The organism is Gaiella sp., from assembly GCF_057140465.1.
Genome location: NZ_DBNHWK010000090.1, coordinates 1 through 18,447 on the forward strand (window position 1 = coordinate 1; position 18,447 = coordinate 18,447).

21 protein-coding genes and 1 tRNA gene are annotated in these 18,447 nt (G+C 71.6%); 11 read left to right on the forward strand and 11 right to left on the reverse strand.

Going from position 1 to position 18,447, the window contains the following annotated elements; all coding sequences use genetic code 11:
• From AC162C_RS12770 to AC162C_RS12790, 5 genes are all read left to right on the forward strand, one after another.
• Positions 1-127 (forward strand): acetate--CoA ligase family protein (locus AC162C_RS12770; RefSeq protein WP_484097890.1); only part of this gene is annotated, 127 nt, incomplete at its 5' end.
• A 69-nt stretch (positions 128-196) separates the two neighbouring features.
• Positions 197-1,447, forward strand: a complete 1,251-nt coding sequence (locus AC162C_RS12775) for a polyamine ABC transporter substrate-binding protein (RefSeq protein WP_484097875.1) — start codon at positions 197-199, stop codon at positions 1,445-1,447.
• A gap of 13 nt (positions 1,448-1,460) precedes the next feature.
• On the forward strand, positions 1,461-2,360 hold the full coding sequence (locus tag AC162C_RS12780; protein ID WP_462973716.1) for an ABC transporter permease: 900 nt from the start codon (positions 1,461-1,463) through the stop codon (positions 2,358-2,360).
• Positions 2,357-3,283, forward strand: a complete 927-nt coding sequence (locus AC162C_RS12785) for an ABC transporter permease (RefSeq protein WP_484097876.1) — start codon at positions 2,357-2,359, stop codon at positions 3,281-3,283. The genes AC162C_RS12780 and AC162C_RS12785 overlap by 4 nt, the downstream gene beginning before the upstream one ends.
• A gap of 1 nt (position 3,284) precedes the next feature.
• Positions 3,285-3,668, forward strand: coding sequence for a PaaI family thioesterase (locus AC162C_RS12790; RefSeq protein WP_462975321.1), 384 nt, complete (start codon positions 3,285-3,287; stop codon positions 3,666-3,668).
• Here the strand turns inward: AC162C_RS12790 and AC162C_RS12795 are convergent.
• Positions 3,665-4,750, reverse strand: coding sequence for an ABC transporter ATP-binding protein (locus AC162C_RS12795; protein ID WP_462975322.1), 1,086 nt, complete (start codon positions 4,748-4,750; stop codon positions 3,665-3,667). The two genes, AC162C_RS12790 and AC162C_RS12795, sit on opposite strands and share 4 nt — an antisense overlap.
• Positions 4,747-5,343, reverse strand: a complete 597-nt coding sequence (locus AC162C_RS12800; protein WP_484097877.1) for a TetR/AcrR family transcriptional regulator — start codon at positions 5,341-5,343, stop codon at positions 4,747-4,749. Before AC162C_RS12800 ends, AC162C_RS12795 begins: the two co-directional genes overlap by 4 nt.
• A gap of 129 nt (positions 5,344-5,472) precedes the next feature.
• On the opposite strand from AC162C_RS12800, the gene AC162C_RS12805 reads away from it, so the two are divergent.
• A complete protein-coding gene (locus AC162C_RS12805) occupies positions 5,473-6,558 on the forward strand; it encodes an aromatic ring-hydroxylating oxygenase subunit alpha (protein ID WP_484097878.1) in 1,086 nt (361 codons plus the stop codon).
• Positions 6,559-6,574: 16 nt separating this feature from the next.
• On the opposite strand, the gene AC162C_RS12810 is transcribed toward AC162C_RS12805, so the two are convergent.
• Entirely contained in the window at positions 6,575-7,888 is a 1,314-nt protein-coding gene (locus AC162C_RS12810) for an aspartate aminotransferase family protein (RefSeq protein WP_484097879.1), read from the reverse strand.
• A 53-nt stretch (positions 7,889-7,941) separates the two neighbouring features.
• On the opposite strand from AC162C_RS12810, the gene AC162C_RS12815 reads away from it, so the two are divergent.
• Together AC162C_RS12815 and argG are read left to right on the forward strand one after the other, a co-directional pair.
• Positions 7,942-8,229, forward strand: a complete 288-nt coding sequence (locus AC162C_RS12815) for a hypothetical protein (protein ID WP_484097880.1) — start codon at positions 7,942-7,944, stop codon at positions 8,227-8,229.
• Between the two features lie 67 nt (positions 8,230-8,296).
• Positions 8,297-9,652 (forward strand): argininosuccinate synthase, encoded by a 1,356-nt coding sequence (gene argG / locus AC162C_RS12820; RefSeq protein WP_484097881.1) that lies wholly within the window; start codon positions 8,297-8,299, stop codon positions 9,650-9,652.
• Here argG and AC162C_RS12825 read toward each other — a convergent pair.
• The 5 genes from AC162C_RS12825 to AC162C_RS12845 form a co-directional block, all read right to left on the reverse strand.
• On the reverse strand, positions 9,562-10,530 hold the full coding sequence (locus tag AC162C_RS12825; protein ID WP_484097882.1) for a GNAT family N-acetyltransferase: 969 nt from the start codon (positions 10,528-10,530) through the stop codon (positions 9,562-9,564). The two genes, argG and AC162C_RS12825, sit on opposite strands and share 91 nt — an antisense overlap.
• Before the next feature lie 151 nt (positions 10,531-10,681).
• Positions 10,682-11,800 (reverse strand): aromatic ring-hydroxylating oxygenase subunit alpha, encoded by a 1,119-nt coding sequence (locus AC162C_RS12830; RefSeq protein WP_484097883.1) that lies wholly within the window; start codon positions 11,798-11,800, stop codon positions 10,682-10,684.
• A gap of 10 nt (positions 11,801-11,810) precedes the next feature.
• The gene (locus tag AC162C_RS12835; protein WP_462973705.1) at positions 11,811-13,016 is read right to left on the reverse strand and encodes a cation:proton antiporter; all 1,206 of its coding nucleotides are present in this window, start codon (positions 13,014-13,016) and stop codon (positions 11,811-11,813) included.
• On the reverse strand, positions 13,009-13,497 hold the full coding sequence (locus tag AC162C_RS12840; RefSeq protein ID WP_462973704.1) for a cation:proton antiporter regulatory subunit: 489 nt from the start codon (positions 13,495-13,497) through the stop codon (positions 13,009-13,011). Before AC162C_RS12840 ends, AC162C_RS12835 begins: the two co-directional genes overlap by 8 nt.
• A gap of 33 nt (positions 13,498-13,530) precedes the next feature.
• A complete protein-coding gene (locus tag AC162C_RS12845; protein ID WP_484097884.1) occupies positions 13,531-13,977 on the reverse strand; it encodes a rhodanese-like domain-containing protein in 447 nt (148 codons plus the stop codon).
• A gap of 109 nt (positions 13,978-14,086) precedes the next feature.
• Between AC162C_RS12845 and AC162C_RS12850 the strand changes: the two genes are divergently transcribed.
• Positions 14,087-14,671, forward strand: coding sequence for a DUF2202 domain-containing protein (locus tag AC162C_RS12850; RefSeq protein ID WP_484097885.1), 585 nt, complete (start codon positions 14,087-14,089; stop codon positions 14,669-14,671).
• Positions 14,672-14,733: 62 nt separating this feature from the next.
• Here AC162C_RS12850 and AC162C_RS12855 read toward each other — a convergent pair whose 3' ends face one another.
• Together AC162C_RS12855 and AC162C_RS12860 are read right to left on the reverse strand one after the other, a co-directional pair.
• Positions 14,734-15,123 (reverse strand): hypothetical protein, encoded by a 390-nt coding sequence (locus tag AC162C_RS12855; protein WP_484097886.1) that lies wholly within the window; start codon positions 15,121-15,123, stop codon positions 14,734-14,736.
• A 71-nt stretch (positions 15,124-15,194) separates the two neighbouring features.
• The gene (locus AC162C_RS12860; RefSeq protein WP_484097887.1) at positions 15,195-16,115 is read right to left on the reverse strand and encodes a cation diffusion facilitator family transporter; all 921 of its coding nucleotides are present in this window, start codon (positions 16,113-16,115) and stop codon (positions 15,195-15,197) included.
• Between the two features lie 220 nt (positions 16,116-16,335).
• Between AC162C_RS12860 and AC162C_RS12865 the strand changes: the two genes are divergently transcribed.
• Together AC162C_RS12865 and AC162C_RS12870 are read left to right on the forward strand one after the other, a co-directional pair.
• On the forward strand, positions 16,336-16,995 hold the full coding sequence (locus tag AC162C_RS12865; protein ID WP_484097888.1) for a hypothetical protein: 660 nt from the start codon (positions 16,336-16,338) through the stop codon (positions 16,993-16,995).
• 468 nt (positions 16,996-17,463) lie between these two features.
• A complete protein-coding gene (locus tag AC162C_RS12870; protein WP_484097889.1) occupies positions 17,464-18,138 on the forward strand; it encodes an alpha/beta fold hydrolase in 675 nt (224 codons plus the stop codon).
• 184 nt (positions 18,139-18,322) lie between these two features.
• Here AC162C_RS12870 and AC162C_RS12875 read toward each other — a convergent pair.
• Positions 18,323-18,396 (reverse strand) — tRNA-Asp (locus AC162C_RS12875).
• Positions 18,397-18,447: the final 51 nt, after the last annotated feature.

Sequence of the window (18,447 nt, forward strand, 5' to 3'; positions counted from 1 at the left end):
GCTCGCGCTCGCCCACCCGGAGATCGAGTCGGTCGACGTCAACCCGCTCGTGCTCGGCCGCGACGGGGCCGTCGCCGTCGACGCCCTCGTCGTCGTCTCCGGCGGCGACGCCGGGCCGCCGGTTTGACCCGATGGTCAGGGTTTGGTTTGGTTTCTCCGCAGGCACGGGCCCGGCTGTGCGACAAGGAGGTCGTCGATGACCACGTTCCATCCCCGTGAACGGCGCGGATACCCGCGGCGCGAGTTCCTCGGCCGCTCGGCGGCCGGCATCGTCGGGCTCTCGAGCCTGAGCACCCTGCTCGCCGCCTGCGGAGGCGACGACGGCGGGAGCGCGTCCGAGCTCCAGCTCGCGCGCCCGGACAACCCCGTCACGCAGCCGCTCTTCGACGACAACCCGGCGATCGCGTCCGGCCTCGACCCCGAGAAGGGCCCGCTCAAGATCTACAACTGGGTCGACTACCTCTGGAAGAAGAAGCTCAACGACTTCGGCAAGGAGTACGGCGTCGACGTGCAGCTGACGACGTTCTCGACGATGGACGAGGCGATCGCCAAGATCGCGTCCGGAGCGGTCGACTTCGACGTCTTCTTCCCGACGCCCGACCGGCTGGGACGGCTCGTGCTCGCCAAGCAGCTCCAGCCGCTGAACAAGGACTACATCCCGAACCTCGCCGCGAACATCTGGCCGTCGCTGCAGGACCCCTTCTACGACCTGGGATCCCAGTACACGGTGCCGTACACGATCTACACGACCGGCATCGGCTACCGGGCGGACAAGGTCACGAAGACGCCGGAGGAGTACGACAACCCGTACGACATCTTCTGGGAGACCGCACACAAGGGGAACACGTGGCTCCTCGACGACAGCCGCGAGGCCCCCGTCTTCATGCTGCTGCGGAACGGCATCACCGACGTCAACACCGAGAAGCCCGAGGACCTCGAGCTCGCGAAGGACGAGCTGCTGTCGTTGATCGACGCCGTCAACATCAAGGTCTCCACGGAGGACTACGTGAAGCTCCCCGAGGGCTCCGCCTGGGTGCATCAGGCGTGGTCGGGCGACCTCGTCTCGGCCCCCTACTACCTCCCGAAGGGCGTCGGGGCCGACGTCCTCGGCTACTGGTTCCCGGAGGACGGCACGGGCCCGATCGGCAACGACCAGATGGCGGTGCTGAAGTCGGCGAAGAACCCGGTGCTCGCGCACCACTTCCTCAACTTCATGCTCGACGAGCAGAACGCCTACGACAACTTCGTCCAGTTCGTCGGCTACCAGCCGCCGCTCACGAGCATCGACCCCGACAGCCTCGTGAGCGACGAGGTCGTGCCGGAGAACCTGCGCAGCACCGTCGTGCGCGAGAGCGACTTCGACACCGGGTACTTCGAGCTCGAGCTCTCGCCCGACGGCCAGGTCCTGTGGCAGGACACCTGGGCGGCGTTCAAGGCCGGCATCTGAGCAGAGAGCACCCGTGAGACAGGGCCGAAACGCGTTCTGGGGCGGCCTCGCCGCCCCGGGCGTCGGCTGGCTGCTGCTCTTCTTCCTCGTCCCCTTCTACGTCATCCTCTGCGTCGCCCTGGGCTCGGTCGACCCGATCCTGCAGACCCCCCGGCCGGCCTGGTCGCCTCTCGACTGGAACACGAAGGCCTTCTCGACCGTGTTCGACGGACTCTTCTCGTCGGAGGCGATCTTCCGCAAGGTCTTCCTGCGCACGATCTGGTACGTGGTGATCGCGGTCGTGATCTCGCTCCTCATCGCCTACCCGGTCGCCTACTACGTCGCGCGGTTCGGGGGGCGCTGGAAGAGCCTGCTCCTCGCCGGGCTGATCGCTCCCTTCTTCATCAGCTACCTGATGCGGATGCTCGCGTGGATCAACCTGCTCCAGGACGACGGCTGGGTGAACGACGTGCTCGTCTGGCTCCACGTGCTGGGCGAGCCCCGCACCTGGCTCGACGGGCGGGCCTCGTCGGTCGTGCTCGGGCTCGTCTACGGCTACGTGCCCTTCATGATCCTGCCGTTGTACGCGTTCCTCGACCGCATCGACCGCAGCCTGCTCGAGGCGGCCCGTGACCTCGGGGCGAGCTCGTTCCACGCGTTCCGGCTCGTCACCTTCCCCCTGTCGGTGCCGGCGATGATGGCCGGCGTCGTGATCATCGCGCTGCCGATGTTCGGCGACTACTACACGCCCGACCTCCTCTCCGGCTCGCCGAACACGACGATGATCGGCAACCAGATCAACCTCTACATCCGGGGCGGCCAGCAGCAGCCGGTCGGCGCCGCGCTCGTCGTCGCGCTGATGCTGCTGCTCGGCGTCCTGATGGCCTACTACCTGTATGCGACGGCCCGCACCCAGCGGAGGCTCCAGGCGTGAGCGAGGCGACGGTCGCCGTCCCGCCGCCCCGTGCGAGCGCCCTGTCGCGCTTCGGGCGGTGGTGGGCCAACCCGTGGGGCAGGCCGCGGTTCCTCCTGCTCTTCACGCTCGTCTACCTCGCCTGGTCGATCGTCCCGATCCTGATCGCGATCCGCTTCTCGTTCAACGAGGGCCGCTCCCGCTCGACCGCCCAGGGCTGGTCGACGCGGTGGTGGTGGGGCGATCCCGACCTGTCGGTCTTCCACGACCCCGATCTGCACATCGCGCTCTTCCAGTCGCTCAAGCTCGCCGGTCTCGCGATCGCGATCACGGTGCCGCTGGGAGTCGCGCTCGCGATCGGGCTCACGCGCTGGCGCGGCCGAACGGCGACCGGCGCCCGGTTCGTCTCGATGGTGCCGCTCGTCACGCCGGAGATCGTGATGGGCACCGCGCTGCTCCTCACCTTCGTCAGCGTCTTCACGTTCATCGACCTCGGCACGATGGCCCAGGCGATCGGACACGTGACCTTCTCGATCTCGTTCGTCCTCATCATCGTCCGCGGCCGCCTGCTCTCGATCGGCCCCGAGTACGAGGAGGCGGCGCGCGACCTCGGGGCGACGCCCATCCAGGCGCTGCGCATGGCGCTGCTCCCGATGCTCTGGCCCGCGATCATCGCGAGCGCGATCATCGTCTTCGCGATCTCGATGGACGACTTCGTCGTGAGCGCGTTCCTCTCGTCCGGGTCGACCACCGACACGGTGCCGGTGAAGATCTACTCGAACGCGCGTGGGTCGCCGACCCCTGCGTTGAACGCGCTCGCCAGCCTGACACTGTTCGTCACCGTCGCGATCGCGGGCATCGCGTTCGGCATCTGGAAGCTCGTCTCGCTCCGCGGCGGAGGGAAGGGCTCGGCGATGGACGAGCTCGCACGGATCGAGGGCTGAGGTGGCGGAGCAGGAGCGACTCGACGCGGCGATCGGCCTCGTGCAGGAGGAGGCCCGGGACGGGCGTGCGGTCTTCCTGCTCGAGCCGACCGAGACGGCCGTGGTCGAGGACGAGACGGCGTTCCTCCACGGCGGCGCCCTCGCGACCTGCGTCGACACCGTGGCCTGGGCCGCCGTGGCGTCGGCCCACGGCGAGGACTGGCTCGTCGTCGACCTGCGCGTCGACTTCACGCGGCTCGCCCGTCCGGTGTCGCACCGGGTGACCGGGACGGTGCGCCGGGCGGGCCGCCGGCTCGCCGTCGCCGACGTCGAGATCGCACCCGTCGACGAGCCGGACCGGCCCGTCGCGCTCGGACGGGTGACGCTCGCGCGCGCCGGCGGCTAGGCCGTCGTCTCGTCGTCCGCCAGCACGCGCAGCGCGTCGGCGGGCAGCCACGCCGTGACGGGGGAGCCGACGTCGTACTCGTCGACGTCGCCGGAGTTGGCGACGAGTGCCTGCACCCGCTCCCCGCCGGGGAGCGTGACGAACACCTGGGTCGTCGAGCCGAGGTAGACGAAGCGCTCGATCGTCGCCGGGACGCGGTTCTCGCCGCCCGTTCCCTCCGGCTCGATCCGGACGCGCTCGGGCCGGATCGTCACCCGCACGACGCCCGCCTGCCCGCCGACGGCGCCCTCGACACGGAGCGTCACCCCGCCGACGTCGACGGCCCGGTCCGGCCGCGCGTGCGCGCGCATCAGGTTCGACACGCCGAGGAAGTCGGCGACGAAGACCGTCGCCGGCCGCTCGTACACGTCGCGCGGCGTGCCGACCTGCTCGACGCGCCCGCCGGACATCACCGCCAGCCGGTCGGACATCGTCAGCGCCTCCTCCTGATCGTGCGTGACGTAGACGAAAGTGATGCCGACCTCGCGCTGGAGGCTCTTCAGCTCCACCTGCAGCTCGCGGCGCAGCTTGGCGTCGAGCGCGCCGAGCGGCTCGTCGAGCAGCAGCACCGACGGGTTGAGGATCAGCGCGCGGGCGAGCGCGACGCGCTGCTGCTGCCCGCCCGACAGCTGGTGCGGCTTGCGGTGCTCGTACCCCGACAGGCGCACGAGCTCGAGCACCTCGCCGACGAGCCGGCCGCGCTCCGACTTCGGCGTGCTCGTGAAGCGGAGGCCGAAGGCGACGTTGTCGCCGACCGTCAGGTGCGGGAAGAGCGCGTAGCTCTGGAAGACGGTGTTCACCGGCCGCTTGTTCGGCGGCGTCTCCGTCACGTCGTCCTCGCCGATCACGATCCGGCCCGCGTCGGGGCGCTCAAAGCCGGCGATCATGCGCAGGCTCGTCGTCTTCCCGCAGCCCGACGGCCCGAGCAGCGAGAAGAACTCCCCGTTCGCGATCTCCAGCGTGACGTCGTCGACGGCGACGACCTCGTCGAAGCGCTTCGTGACCCCGGCGAGCGAGACGCCCTGCGACGAGAGCCTGGTCACCGGTCGAGCTCCTGCTCGCAGGCGGCCCGGAGCGCTGCCTGCACCTCCACCGGCTCCGACAGGCCGAGGTAGAGGATCGAGTCGAGGCCGTCGGTGAGGGCGGCGAGCCGGTACGCGGTGACGTCGGCGTCGACATCCGGGTCGATCGACCCGTCCGCCTGCCCTTCGCGGACGCGCTCGGCGAGGAGGTCGATCCAGGCCCGGTAGTGCGTCCGGACCTCCGGGCGCAACTCCTCGTCGCCGTGGAGCCCCGTCCACATCGCCGTCCAGAGCGCCCTGAACTCGCCGTGGGGCGGAGTCGTGTCGATGCAGGCGGCGAGGCTGTGCACCACGCGATCGCGCCCCGTGGGCAGCTCGGCGACCTCGTCCGCGACGAGCTGCTCCCAGCGCTCCTCGGAGAGCGCGAACGCGGCCCGCAGGAGGTTCTGCCGCGTCGGGAAGTAGTAGTGGACGAGCGCCTTCGACACTCCGGCCTCGTCGGCGACGGAGGCCATGCGCAGGCCGTGCGCACCGTCCCTGATCACGACACGGCACGCTGCCTCGAGGATCGTGACGACGCGGGGGGAGTCCATGGTGGGTGCGGGGGCGGTCACGCGGGGACGTATCTTGACCGATTCCGGAGCGCCCGCCTATCCTGACTGACCGGACAGTCAGGAACAACCGCGAGCGGGAGGCGACGAATGCCCACGACAGGTAACGGTGCCACGGCGATGCTGCCTCCGGTGGAGCACCCGCTCGAGGACGGCTGGACGCTTCCCGCCTCCTGGTACTCGTCCGAGGTCGTGTACCGCCTCGAGCTCGAGCGGATCTTCGCCCGGTCGTGGCAGTACGTCGGGCGGCTCGACCAGCTTCCGGAGACCGGCTCGTTCTTCTCGTCGCAGGTGGCGCACGTCCCCGTCGTCGTCGTGCGCGACGGGTCGGGAGAGCTACGCGGGTTCGTCAACGTGTGCCGGCACCGCGGCCACCTCGTCGCCGAGGGGGAGGGCTGTCGCGCGACGCTCCAGTGCCCCTATCACGCCTGGACGTACGGGCTCGACGGGGCGCTGCTGAAGGCTCCCCGGAGCGAGCGCGAGCCCGACTTCGACCCCGACGCGTTCGCACTGCTCCCCGTCTCCGTCACGACCTGGGGGCCGTTCGTCTTCGCCAACCCGGATCCCGCGGCGCCGCCGTTCGCGCTGCTCCTCGACGGTGTCCGCGAGGCCGTCGAGGGGAGCGGGCTCGACCTCGACGCCCTCGTCTTCCGGCGGCGCGTCGAGTGGGAGGCTCCCGTCAACTGGAAGAACGCGGTCGAGAACTACCTCGAGTGCTACCACTGCGCGGTCGCGCACCCCGGGCTCGCGAAGGTCGTGGACGTCGACCCGGACATGTACGCGGTCGTCGAGCGGCCGCTCTCGACGAGCCAGTTCGCCGATGTCCGCCCCGGGGTCCGGGAGGGGACGGCCCGCGCGCCGTACCGTCCGCGCGACGGCATCGAGAGCGCCCAGTACCACCACCTGTGGCCGAGCACGACGATCGACATCGAGGCGGGCCGTCCGAACGTGTCGATGGACGTCTGGCTGCCCGCGGGCCCGGGCCGCACGACCGGCTACTCGGACTACTTCTTCGCGCCGGACGTCGCCGACGAGGAGATGGAGGAGATCATCGCGTTCAGCCAGCAGGTGGGGATGGAGGACCAGTCGCTCGTCGAGTCGGTGCAGGCGGGCCTCGACTCGGGCGCGGTGCCGCAGGGGCGGCTGTTCGGCGAGAGCGAGCGGCTGATCGGGCACTTCCAGCGTCGGATCCACGCCGCCCTCACGAGCCCGGCGTAGCCGCCGGCGGCCGCGGTCAGCCCGTCACCGGCTGCACGTCGATCCGGGCGAGCGCCGCGCGCACCGCGGCGACGGTCTCGTCGACGTCCGCCGGCGTGTGCGCGAGCGAGACGAACCACCGGCCGAGCGGGTAGCGGTGCCCGATCACCCCGCACTCCTCGAGAGCGTCGCAGAAGGCGACGAAGCGCTCGTCGTCCTGCAGGGCCGCGACCTCGGCGAGCGTCAGGGGCTCGGTGGCCGGACGGGGCGAGAAGAACGGCTGCAGCATGCTGCCGACCCGTCGCACGTGGCCGGCCACGCCGGCCTCGGCGAATGCCCGCTCGATGCCGTCGGCGAGCGCGGCCGAGGTCGTCTCCAGCGTCTCGTACAGCTCCGGCCGGTCGTGGAGTCGGGTGAGGATCGACCGCGAGGCGGCGAGTGCCGCCGGTGAGCCGGTGGTCGTGCCGCCGTGGACGACCCGGTTCTCGGCCTCGAGCCGCATCAGCTCGCGCGAGCCGCCGAAGGCGGCGAGCCCGAGGCCGCCGCCGACGATCTTCCCGAGGACGGTCACGTCCGGCGTCACGCCGAGCAGCTCCTGGGCCCCGCCCGGCGCGAGCCGGAAGCCGGTCATCACCTCGTCGAAGACGACGAGGCCGCCGGCGGCCCGCACGTCGGCGAGCAGCGCCTCGAGGAACGCGGCGGTGGGACGGATCAGTCCGCCGGAGCCGGCCGCGGGCTCGAGGATCGCGCCCGCGAGGCGTTCGCCGGCCGCCGCGATCGCCTCGCGCAGGGCCTCGACGTCGTTGAACGGCAGCACCCACACCGCGTCGAGCGCGGCCGCAGGCACGCCCGGCGAGTCCGGTGTCGCCGGACGCGAGGCGCTGGCCGCGCCGAGCCCGGCGCAGAGGTGGTCGGCCCACCCGTGGTAGTGCCCCTCGAACTTGAGGATCAAGTCGCGTCCCGTCGCGGCACGCACGAGGCGGACGGCCGCCTGCGTCGCCTCGGTGCCCGAGGCGGCGAACCGGAGCTGCTCGATCCCCGGGACGAGCGAGACGACGAGCTCCCCGACCTCGCCCGCGAGCCGGTGCGGGTACGCGACGTGGACGCCGATCTGCCCCATCGTCTCGGTGATCGCCTCGAGCAGGAAGCGGGGGGCGTGACCGAAGAGGTTGACGCCGTACCCCCCGCAGTAGTCGAGGTAGGCCCGACCGTCGACGTCGTGGATGCGCGCCCCCTCGGCGCGGTCCATCACGAGCTGTCCGCCCGCCCGCAGTCGCGCGTAGCTGGACTCGCCGCCGGCCACGCTCTCGGCGATCCACGTGAACAGCGCTCGAGAGGTCGTGGGCGACATCGCGGCAGTATCTCTCCTGCAGGGTTCCGCCGCGGCGCGGCGTACCCGTCCTCATGACGACGTACGGCTCGGTCGACGGTGCCCTCTCTGCGGAGCGCGTCCGTCGCGACCTCGTGCGGCTGCTCCCGCTCGCCGTCCTGCTGCTCGCGCTCGCCGTCCTCACCGACGTCTCCGCCGTGACCGCCTTCGTCGTCGCGATCGGCGCGCTGTGCGGCGTCGTGTGTGCGATCGCGGCCGTCGTCGCGCTGGTCGGGACGCGCGGCCGCGCCCTCGCCGCGGCGGCGATGTACGGGATCGCCGCCGTCCTCTTCGCCGCGTCGGTCGTCGTCGCCGTCGGCTGACGCGCCACCGGGTCGCCGCCCGCCTCTATCCTCTGCCGGGCACCGCGACACCGATCCGCCACCGCCCGTGTCCCGCATCCTCACCTCCCTGCCCGTCGGCGAACGCATCGGCATCGCCTTCTCCGGCGGCCTCGACACCTCGGTCGCAGTCGCGTGGATCCGCGAGTACGGCGCGATCCCGCACGCGTACACCGCCGACCTCGGGCAGTACGACGAGGACGACGTCGCGGGGATCCCGGCGCGGGCGCTCGAGGTCGGCGCCGAGGAGGCCCACATCCTCGACTGCCGTCGGCAGCTCGTCCACGAGGGGCTCGTCGCGCTGCAGTGCGGCGCCTTCCACGTCTCGACGGGCGGGAAGCCCTACTTCAACACGACGCCGCTCGGACGTGCGGTCACCGGGACGATGCTCGTCAGCGCGATGCGCCGCCACGGGATCGACATCTGGGGGGACGGCTCGACCTACAAGGGCAACGACATCGAGCGCTTCTTCCGCTACGGGCTGCTCGTGAACGAGAACCTCCGGATCTACAAGCCGTGGCTCGACCCGCGGTTCGTCGACGAGCTCGGCGGCCGCGCCGAGCTCAGCGCCTGGCTCGCCGAGCGAGGCCTGCCCTACCGGGCGAGCGCCGAGCTCGCGTACTCGACCGACGCGAACATCTGGGGCGCGACCCACGAGGCGAAGGAGCTCGAGCACCTGGATCGCTCGCTCGCGATCGTGGAGCCGATCATGGGTGTCCGCTTCTGGGACGCCGCGGTCGCGATCGAGCCCGAGGTCGTCGTGGTCCGCTTCGAGGACGGCTGGCCGGTCGCCCTGAACGGCGTCGAGTTCGAGGACCAGGTGGCGATCGCGCTCGAGGCGAACGCGATCGGCGGCCGCCACGGCCTCGGCATGTCCGACCAGATCGAGAATCGCGTGATCGAGGCGAAGAGCCGGGGCGTGTACGAGGCACCGGGGATGGCGCTGCTCTGGCTCGCCTACGAGCGCCTCGTGAACGCCATCCACAACGAGCCGACGATCGACAACTACCGCACGATGGGGCGCCAGCTCGGGCGGCTGCTCTACGAGGGCCGCTGGTTCGACCCGCAGGCGCTGATGCTCCGCCACTCGCTGCAGAGCTGGGTCGGGCACGCCGTGTCGGGCGAGGTGACGGTGGAGCTCCGCCGGGGGGACGACTACACGATCCTCGACACGACGAGCGAGAACGCGACGTACGACCCCGAGCGGCTCTCGATGGAGCGTGTCGAGGGCGCCGTGTTCGGGCCTCTCGACCGGATCGGCCAGATGACGATGCGCGAGCTCGACATCACCGACTCCCGGGAGAAGCTCGGCTTCTACGGCCGCAAGGCGCTGATGCGGCTCGACCCGGAGCTCGGGATCCTCGACGCGGGCACCGACGCGATCGAGCCGCCGCCCGCGTCGTAGGACGCGGGCTCGCCCGGCTCGCTCTCCACCCCGCCGTCCAGCGCCCGCGAGGCGCCGACGACGTGCTCGCTGCGGGTGAACCCGAGCGACTCGTACAGCCCGAGTGCGTGGTAGTGGAGATCGGCGACGATCACGAGGCGTCTCGCGCCGAAGCGCCCGACCGCGTCCCGGGCGGCGTCGACCACGAGGCGCGAGCAGATCCCTCGACGACGGTGCTCGGGCGCGGTGACGACGGACTGGAACCTCCCGCGGCCGTCCGTGACGACGATCCCGCAGCTTGCCGTGAGCTCCCCCGACGACGGGTCGAGCGCCGCGTACCAGCTCCCGCGGCCGGACGTGAAGTGCTCGCGGAGCCCGTCGAGCCGGGCGCGGCTGAACGTCCGGAACGGCGCTTCCCCGTACCCCGGCTCCCGGGTTGCCACCTCCAGCTCGACGACTGCCGCCCAGAGGTCCTCGTCGGCTCCCTCCGCCGGGTCGAGCGCGCGCACGGCCACCTTCCGGTTCGCGCGCCGGTGCGGGCGAACGTCCGCGGCCGTCGCCACGAGACCGATGTCCTCTGCCAGCTCGTAGCCGCGATCCACGAGCTCGCCTCGCGCCGCCCCGACGGCGCCGTCCGTGCGGTCCCACGTGAACGCGCGGTGCCCGATGCGCCGCTCGTGGGTGAACTCCTGCTCGAAGAGCGCCTCCCAGCGGGCACCGTCCCCCGGCGCAGGAGGATCGTCGAAGAGCAGGAGGTTGCCCCAATGGTGGGTGGGGTTGCGCGGTGAGCGCGCCACGAGGTAGCCGTCTCGCTGCTCGACGACCCGGTCGACCGGGAGCACGTCGAGGTCGGTCGAGAGGACGAGCGACCTCGGCACGCGGGAAGCGAGAAGGCCCACGAGCGCAGAGTACGGCCTGTCGCGCCGGTGCAACCGGGGCCGTCGACGGCTTCCGAGCCAGTCACGAGCGGTCGCGGCCGCAGAGCCCGAGTCGGCCCGGGCCAACGGAGGCGGGGATCGGGGTCGGGCCCAGGAGGGTCGGATAGCCGCCCTACGCGAGGGCGTCGTGCACGAGCAGCTGGAAGTGCTGGATCAGCCGTTCGCTGTCGAGCAGCAGGCGACCCTGCTCGACGAGCCCGGTCGCCAGGCCGCGATGGACGGACTCGACGAGCGTCGTGTCCTCGGCGCCGACGATCACCCCGAACTCGGTGATCTCCTCGATCACGCTGTCGGGCGTGCCCGGTGCCCAGAAGCCGTCGACGAACGTCGACGTGCGATGCGGCCCGTCGGGCTGGAACACGAGGACGCGCACGTTCGGGGGGCCGGGGAACACGTTGAGCGACCAGTTCGGCCAGCCGAAGTGGAACTGCGCGGCCTCGATCGCCCCGACCGGGTCGTAGGGGTACCGGGACGGAGCACGCTGCTCGACCTCCCCGAACTGGCTCGACGTCCACCGGGCCGTGGTCAGCCGGTAGGCGTCGGGGTCGACGTCGATCAGGCGGCTGAAGCTCGGGTGGGCGACCGGGCAGTGGTAGCACTCGAGGAAGTTCTCGACGACGAGCTTCCAGTTCGCCTCGACGAGCCACTCCCGCGACCGGCCGCGGTGCTCGAGCGTGGAGAGGTCGAGACCGGCGTCGGCGAGCGACTGCGGGACGGGCCCGAGCGTCTCCAGCAGCGGCACGGGGTCGGGGTCGGGGTTGACGAAGACGAGCGACCCCCACGTGTCGACGGACGCCGGGTGCAGCGACCAGTCGGCCGCGTCGAAGCCCGGCTCCCGATCGGAGCGCGGGGCGCGGCGGAGCGATCCGTCGAGGTCGTACGTCCACGCGTGGTATGCGCACTGCAGCGTCTCGCGCCGCCCGCAGCCCTCGGCGACCAGGTGGCCGCGGTGCCGGCACACGTTGACGTGGGCGCGGAGCGCCCCCTCGCGGTCGCGCACGACGACGATCGGCACGGCCCCGGCCCGGCAGGTGAGGTACTGGCCCGGCTCCGCCACCTGCGAGGCGACACCGGCGTACTGCCAGGATCGTCCGAAGATCAGCTCCTGCTCGGCGTCGTACACCGCCTGGCCCGAGTACCAGCCCGCGGGGAGCGTGCGCCCGCGCTCGAGCTCCGCCCGTAGGTCGGGGGGAACCCCGAACGTGGAGCTGCCGGCCAGCGTGCTCGTCACGGGCGGAACGCTACCGTGCCGGCTCGGCGACGACACGACGAGCGACGAGTGGCGCGGCGAGCCGGTCGGCGGTCCTGGTGAGCACCGGCCCGACGATCGCCAGGGCGAGCACGTACGCGGCGGCGAGCGGCCCCAGGTCGGATTCGACGCCCTCGGCGACGGCGATGCCGGCGATCACGATCGAGAACTCCCCGCGTGCGACGAGCGCCGTCCCTGCGCGCACGCGCCCGGGGATCCCGATCCCCGCGCGCGCGGCCGCCCACCAGCCGGTGACGACCTTCGTCGCGCCCGTGACGAGAGCGAGCACGATCGCCGCCACCGCCGCCTTCGGAAGCGCGCCGGCGTCGATCTGGAGGCCGAAGAAGACGAAGAAGACCGCTGCGAAGAGATCCCGCAGCGGCATGATCAGGGCTCTCGAGCGGTGTGCGACCTGGTCGGAGAGGGCGATTCCGACGAGGAACGCCCCGACGGCGGCGGACACCTTGATCGCCTCGGCCGCGCCGGCGACGACGAGCACGATGCCGAGCACGGTGAGCAGCAGCGCCTCGTTCGACTCGTGGCCGAGGGCCCGTGAGAGCCGTGGGCCGAAACGCACGGCGACGACGAGCGTGCCGAGGGCGGCGCCGAGGGCGACGGCGATCGAGACGATGCCCGAGAAGACGCCGGAGCCCGCGAGGAGCACCGCGACGAGCGGGAGGTAGAACGCCATCACGAGGTCCTCGATCACGAGCAGCGAGAGGATCACGGGCGTCTCCCGGTTCCCCAGGCGGCCGAGGTCGCCGAGCACCTTCGCCACGATCCCCGACGACGTGATGTAGGTGATGCCGCCGAGCAGGAGCGAGGCCTCGAAGCTCCACCCGAGCAGCAGCCCGAAGGCGACGCCGGGAGCGCCGTTCAGCAGCAGGTCCGCGGCGCCTGCGGGGAGGCCGGTGCGCAGGTTGCCGACGAGCTCGTCCCCCGTGTACTCGAGACCGAGCGTGAAGAGGAGGAGCACGACGCCGATCTGCGCGCCGATGTCGATGAAGTCACCGGTGAGGTCGGTCGGGGAGAGCGCGCCGAATGCGAGGCCGGCGAGGAGGTACCCCGGGATCGGCGAGAAGCCCGTGTGTGCTGCGAGGCGGGCGATGATCGCGAGGAGCAGCATGACCACGCCGAGCTCGAGGAAGATCGTCGCGATCTCGCCGCTCGACGCGGCGAGGGGGAGCAGCTCAGGCACGTCGCAGGATCTCGGCAGCCCGGTCGATCGCCTCGCGGGAGCCGACGAGCACGGCGGTGTCGCCGCCGTGCAGCACGAAGTCGCTCCTCGGTGACGTCGTCGTCCGGCCCTCGCGCACGACCGCGACGATCGACGCGCCGGTCCCCCGGCGGAGCCCGAGGTCGGAGATCGAGGCGTCGGCCGCCGGCGACCCGGACGGGATCTCGACCCACTCGAGGGTGAGGCCCTCGATCGACTGGCGGAGGGCGACGTCGAGCCGCTCGCTCACCTCGGACCCTCCGAGGAGGTCGACGAGCGTCCGTGCCGCATCCTCGTCGAGGCCGAGCGCTGCGGCGCAGGCGTCGGGATCGCCCCGGTCGTAGACGAGGAGCTCGCGGTGGCCGTCCCGGTGCACGATCACGCCGAGGCGCTGCCCCGTCTCGGTCGCGAACGCGTACCGCGTGCCGACGCCGGGAAGCGGTGTCTCCTCGACGCGTGCCATGGCGCTAGTGTCGCATCGCTGCGGGGCCCCGGGTCAGGGCATGACGGGGAGGCCCGCGCCCTGCCAGGCGACGATGCCGCCGTCGACGTCGTTGACAGCGGTGAAGCCCTGCGCGGCCATCAGCGCGACGGCCTGGCTGCTCCGGTTGCCGGAGCGGCAGTAGACGACGTACTCCTTGTCGTGGTCGAGCTCGCCGATCCGCGTCGCGAAGTCGGGCTCGTAGAAGTCGATCAGCGTCGCGCCCTCGATGTGCCCCTCGTCGTACTCGGCGGGCGTCCGGACGTCGAGCACCTCGACGTCCCCGCCGGCGATCAGCGCATGCGCAGCGGCCGGCTCCAGCAGCGTGACCTGCGAGGTCGCGGCCTCGGTCTGCGTCGCGGTGTCGGCGGGCGCGGTCGTGGAGTCGCCGCCGCACCCGGCGCCGACGAGCGCGAGGGCCGTCAGCAGCGCTGCGAGCAGGTGTACCCGACGGTGGGACACCCCTGCATGAAAGCACGCCGAAGCCTTCCAAGACTGCTTACAGCAGTCTCAGGCCCGTTTCAGCTGCTCGTGATCGAGTGGGTGCCAGGGAAACGGAAAGGGGGAGACGATGATCGCCTCCATTCGCACACTCACCGTCGCGCTCGCGGCGCTCGTCGTGGCCGGGGTCGCAGTCGCTGCCGTCCCCGCAGCCACCGGGCTGGGCGCAGCGGAGCGCGCAACGCTCCTCTCGATGCGCGAGGAGGAGAAGCTCGCGCACGACGTCTACGTCGCGCTCGCCGCCGAGACGGGATTGTCGATCTTCACGCGGATCGCCGCCTCGGAGACCCGACACGAGCAGGCCGTCGAGCGGGCGCTCGCCGCCTACGGCGTCGCGGACCCGGCCGACGGGTACGCGGTCGGGGCCTTCCCGTCGCAGCGCTTCCAGGAGCTCTACGACGAGCTCGTCGCACAGGGCTCCCGGTCGGTCGCGGCAGCGCTCGCCGTCGGCGTCCGGATCGAGACGCTCGACATCGCCGATCTGAGTGCGGCAAGCGAGCAGACCGACGAGTCGAGACTCGACCGTGTCTACGCGAGCCTGCTCGCCGGGTCGCAGCAGCACCTGCGCGCCTTCCAGGCGGCCTCGACCGGCGATGTGGCCGGCTCTCCGGCCGCGAACGCGTCGGCGCGGGGCGGCCCGCGATGGTCGCGCTAGCTGCTGATCGAGACTGACGGGGGGAGCGTCGCCGCCGGAGACCCGACGGCGACGCTCCCTCCTCAGAACGAGGCGCGCGCGACGCAGCGCTCCCGGGCCGGGCTCGTCGCCACCGCCACCACCCGGTCGACGCCCGGTGCGTTGGCGATCACGCGGCGGAGCGTGAACGAGCCGCTCGGCGCGCGGGTGACGGGAGCCGCCCGTCTGACGACCTTGCCGTTCCGTCGCAGCACCACCTTCCAGCGGACGCCGTTCCGGTTCTGGTCGACCTCGAGCTCGATCTCGAGGCGGCCGTCCTCGTCGCTCAGCTTGAGCTTGACGGTCGAGGCCGCGCTACAGGTGCCGCGGACGCGGACGTCGCCGTCCTTGGCCCCGGCAGAGGGAGCGATCGCGACGACGAGCACGGCGATCGCGACAGCGACGACGATGGGAGCGAGACGGTGAGTCGACATAGAGCGTTCTCCGAGGCGGTTGCAGGGTCGTCGCGAGTCTAGCTTCGACATCCGCCCCGCCCCGGAGTCACTCACGCCGGAGGGCCGTCGCCCCGGTCGAGCGTCTCGTCCTCGAACGACGCGCGGTCCTCGATCGGCTCCAGGTGCGTGAGCACGCTCGCGTGCGGCAGCGCCGCGCGAATCTCCCCTTCCAGGCGCTCGGACAGGTCGTGCCCACGCTGGATCGACCAGGAGCCCGGCACGAGGACGTGCACGGACACGAACGACCGGCGCCCGGCTTGCCGCGTCCGGACGGCGTGGAACGCGATCCCCTCGGCGCGGGCGCGGTCGAGCACCTCCGCGATCGCCTCCTGCTCCGCGTCGGGGAGCGCGCGGTCGAGCAGTCCGCCGCCCGACCGGCGCATCAGGACGATGCCGGTGGCGATGATGTTCGCGGCGACGGCGAGGGCGATCAGCGGGTCGAGTCGTTCCCACCCCGTCGCCCAGACGAGGGCGATGCCGGCGATGACGGCGACCGACGTCCACACGTCGGTCAGGAGGTGTCGCCCGTCAGCCTCGAGCGTGATCGAGCGGTGACGGCGTCCGGCCCTGACGAGGACGAGGCCGACGGCGAGGTTGATCGCGGACGCTGCGGCCGAGACGGCGATCCCGACGTCGACGTCGGCGAGCGGCCTGGGGTGGAGGAGTCGGTCGACCGCCATCCAGACGATCCCCGCAGCAGCGACGACGATGAGCGCCCCCTCGAGGACGGCGGAGAAGTACTCGGCCTTCTCGTGCCCGTACATGTGCTCCTCGTCCGGCGGGCGTGACGCCCAGCGGATCGTGATCAGGGCGATGGTCGCGGCGACGAGGTTGACGACCGACTCGGCCGCGTCCGAGAGGAGGCCCACCGAGCCCGTCAGCCGCCAGGCGACGAGCTTGAGGGCGATCGTCACGACCGCGGCGGCGATCGCGACCCATACGAGCCGTGTGAGCTCCGCGCGCTGGGCCATCGGTGTGGAGTGTCGCGGACGCCGCCGCGCGGCGTCGTCGCGTCGTGCCTGTCGCCTCAGGCGTCGGGCGGGCGGCGAGACGCCGCCCGCCGCGATCAGGATCCCGAGGGCGGCTCTCCGGGCTCGCGGCGGCCACCCGCCGTCGCCGGCGGCACGACTCGTCGGGCTCTGTCCGTGGCAGAGCGCACAATCGCCCCGACATCCATACCGGAGGTTCCGAATGGACAAGGCCAGATGGGATCGGCTCGCAGCTGCGGGTGGGGTCTTCGGCGTCGTCCTGTTCCTTGTCTCGGCGGCCATCTACGGGAGCCCGCCGACCGTCGGCGACGACGCGGCGACGGTCGCCGAGTTCTTCCGCGACAACCGCGACGCAGTGCTCTGGGTGGTGTTCATCCAGGGGCTGGCGGTCTTGTCGTTCCTGTGGTTCTTCGCCGCACTGGTCACGACGATGCGCGATGCGGGGGAACCGCGACTCGCGGCCGCCGCCTTCGCCAGCTTCCTGCTCACGTTCGCCGTCGGCGCGCTGTCGGCCCTGACACGAGCCGGGCTCGCCTACAGCATCGCCGACGAGGGAGCGGATGTCGTCGTACCCCTCTACCACCTGACCCTCGTCTTCGACGTGTTCGCGAACGTGCTCGGCGCAGGGATGCTCGCGGCGGTGTGCGGAGCCACGTTCCGGACCGGGATCTTCCCGCGCTGGTGGGGTTGGATCTCCGGCGCCGCCGCATTGTGGGCGATCATCAACGCGACGACGTGGGCCAGTGACGGCTTCTGGTCGCCGACCGGGGGCGGCGCCATCATCGGCCTCGCCGTCTTCCTGGGCTGGATGCTCGTCACGAGCGTCCTTCTCACGAGGAGGGCCTGGCAGGCGACCGCCTGAGAGATCGAGCGGGGTCGGGCGCGAGCCGCCTGGCCCCGCTCCCGGCCGCCGACCGGGGCGACGTCGACGTCAGCCCGTCATCGCCCGCGACGAGCGCTCTCGAGACGTGCTTGCGCCGCGCTCACGGACGAGGCGAGGCAGCAACCGTAACCATCGAGTTCGCAGACGCCAGGAAGGGCATCGACGTGCTCGACGTGAAGCAACTCCCGGCCCCAAGACATCGAGCGGTGCCACCGGACTGCTGAATCGAGAGGTCCCTGCTCCGCCTCGACCACGCGGCGGAGTCAGGCGGTCGAAGAGTTCGTCCCGCGCGCGCGGGCGGCGGCACCGGGTCTGCTTCTGGACATCGCTCCGGATGGACGATCCACTGTGCGTCTGCCGCTCTGTCGACCCTCGTTCACGCTGTTGACTGCGATACGGTGGCGGCGCCCGAGCGATGACAGGATTCCGTCCGAGAGTGAGGCTGCGATGACGACGTTCGTCCTCGTCCATGGCGGGTTCGGAAGCCCCGCCGAGCTGGCGCCGGTGATCCCCGAGCTCGAGGCGCTCGGTCACCGCGCGATGGCCGTCGACCTGCCGAGCACGGACCCGGCGGCCATGCTCGAGGACTACACCCGCACGGTGGTCGAGGCGATGGCGGGGATCGAGGGGCCGGTCGTGGTCGTCGGTCACTCGGCGGGCGGAGCGACGATCTCGCTCGTGCCCGAGCAGACCCACGTCGACCGCCTGGTCTACGTGACGGCGTTCGTACCCGAGCCGGGGCGCTCGATCGTGGACCTCGCCGGTGCCGAAGCCCTCCAGACGATCATGGCGGTCTCACGCGACGACGGCAACGGCTGCCGGTCGTTCGACCTCGAGCTGCTGGCCTCGATCGTGCCGCCGGAGGAGCGGCAGGCGTATCTCGCCTTCCTCGAGGCCACGCAGCGCCCCCAGGGCTGGGCGGCCATGGAGCAGCCCTGGCCCGGCCGCGCACTCCCTGACGTGCCCCGCAGCTACATCCTGTGCACGGAGGACACCATCCTGCCGCCGGCGAACCAGCGTGAGATGGCGGCGCGCCTGGGCGTCGGGCCTGTCGAGCTCGCGTCCGACCATGCGGTCTTCACGCTCCGCCCGCGCGAGCTCGCGCCGCTGCTGGTGGGGTAGGCAGATCCTCTCTTCGACGCACGAAGGACCGAGGAGAGAGGCGGAGCGACGGCCAGCCCCTTGCGAAGAGCTTCGGGTCTCCGTCTGCCATGGCTGGCCGCCGCTCAACGAGCCAGAGTGGGCAGCCTGACCCACGCGGTGGCAGTCTGAGCACGAGACCGCCCGTTCCCAGGCGGTTTCGAGACGGGAGCGACGGGACTCGAACCCGCGACCTCCGGCGTGACAGGCCGGCGTTCTAACCAACTGAACTACGCCCCCGTGGAGCGGAACGATTGTAGCCGCAGGTCGATCGCCGTCGGGCGCGTACTC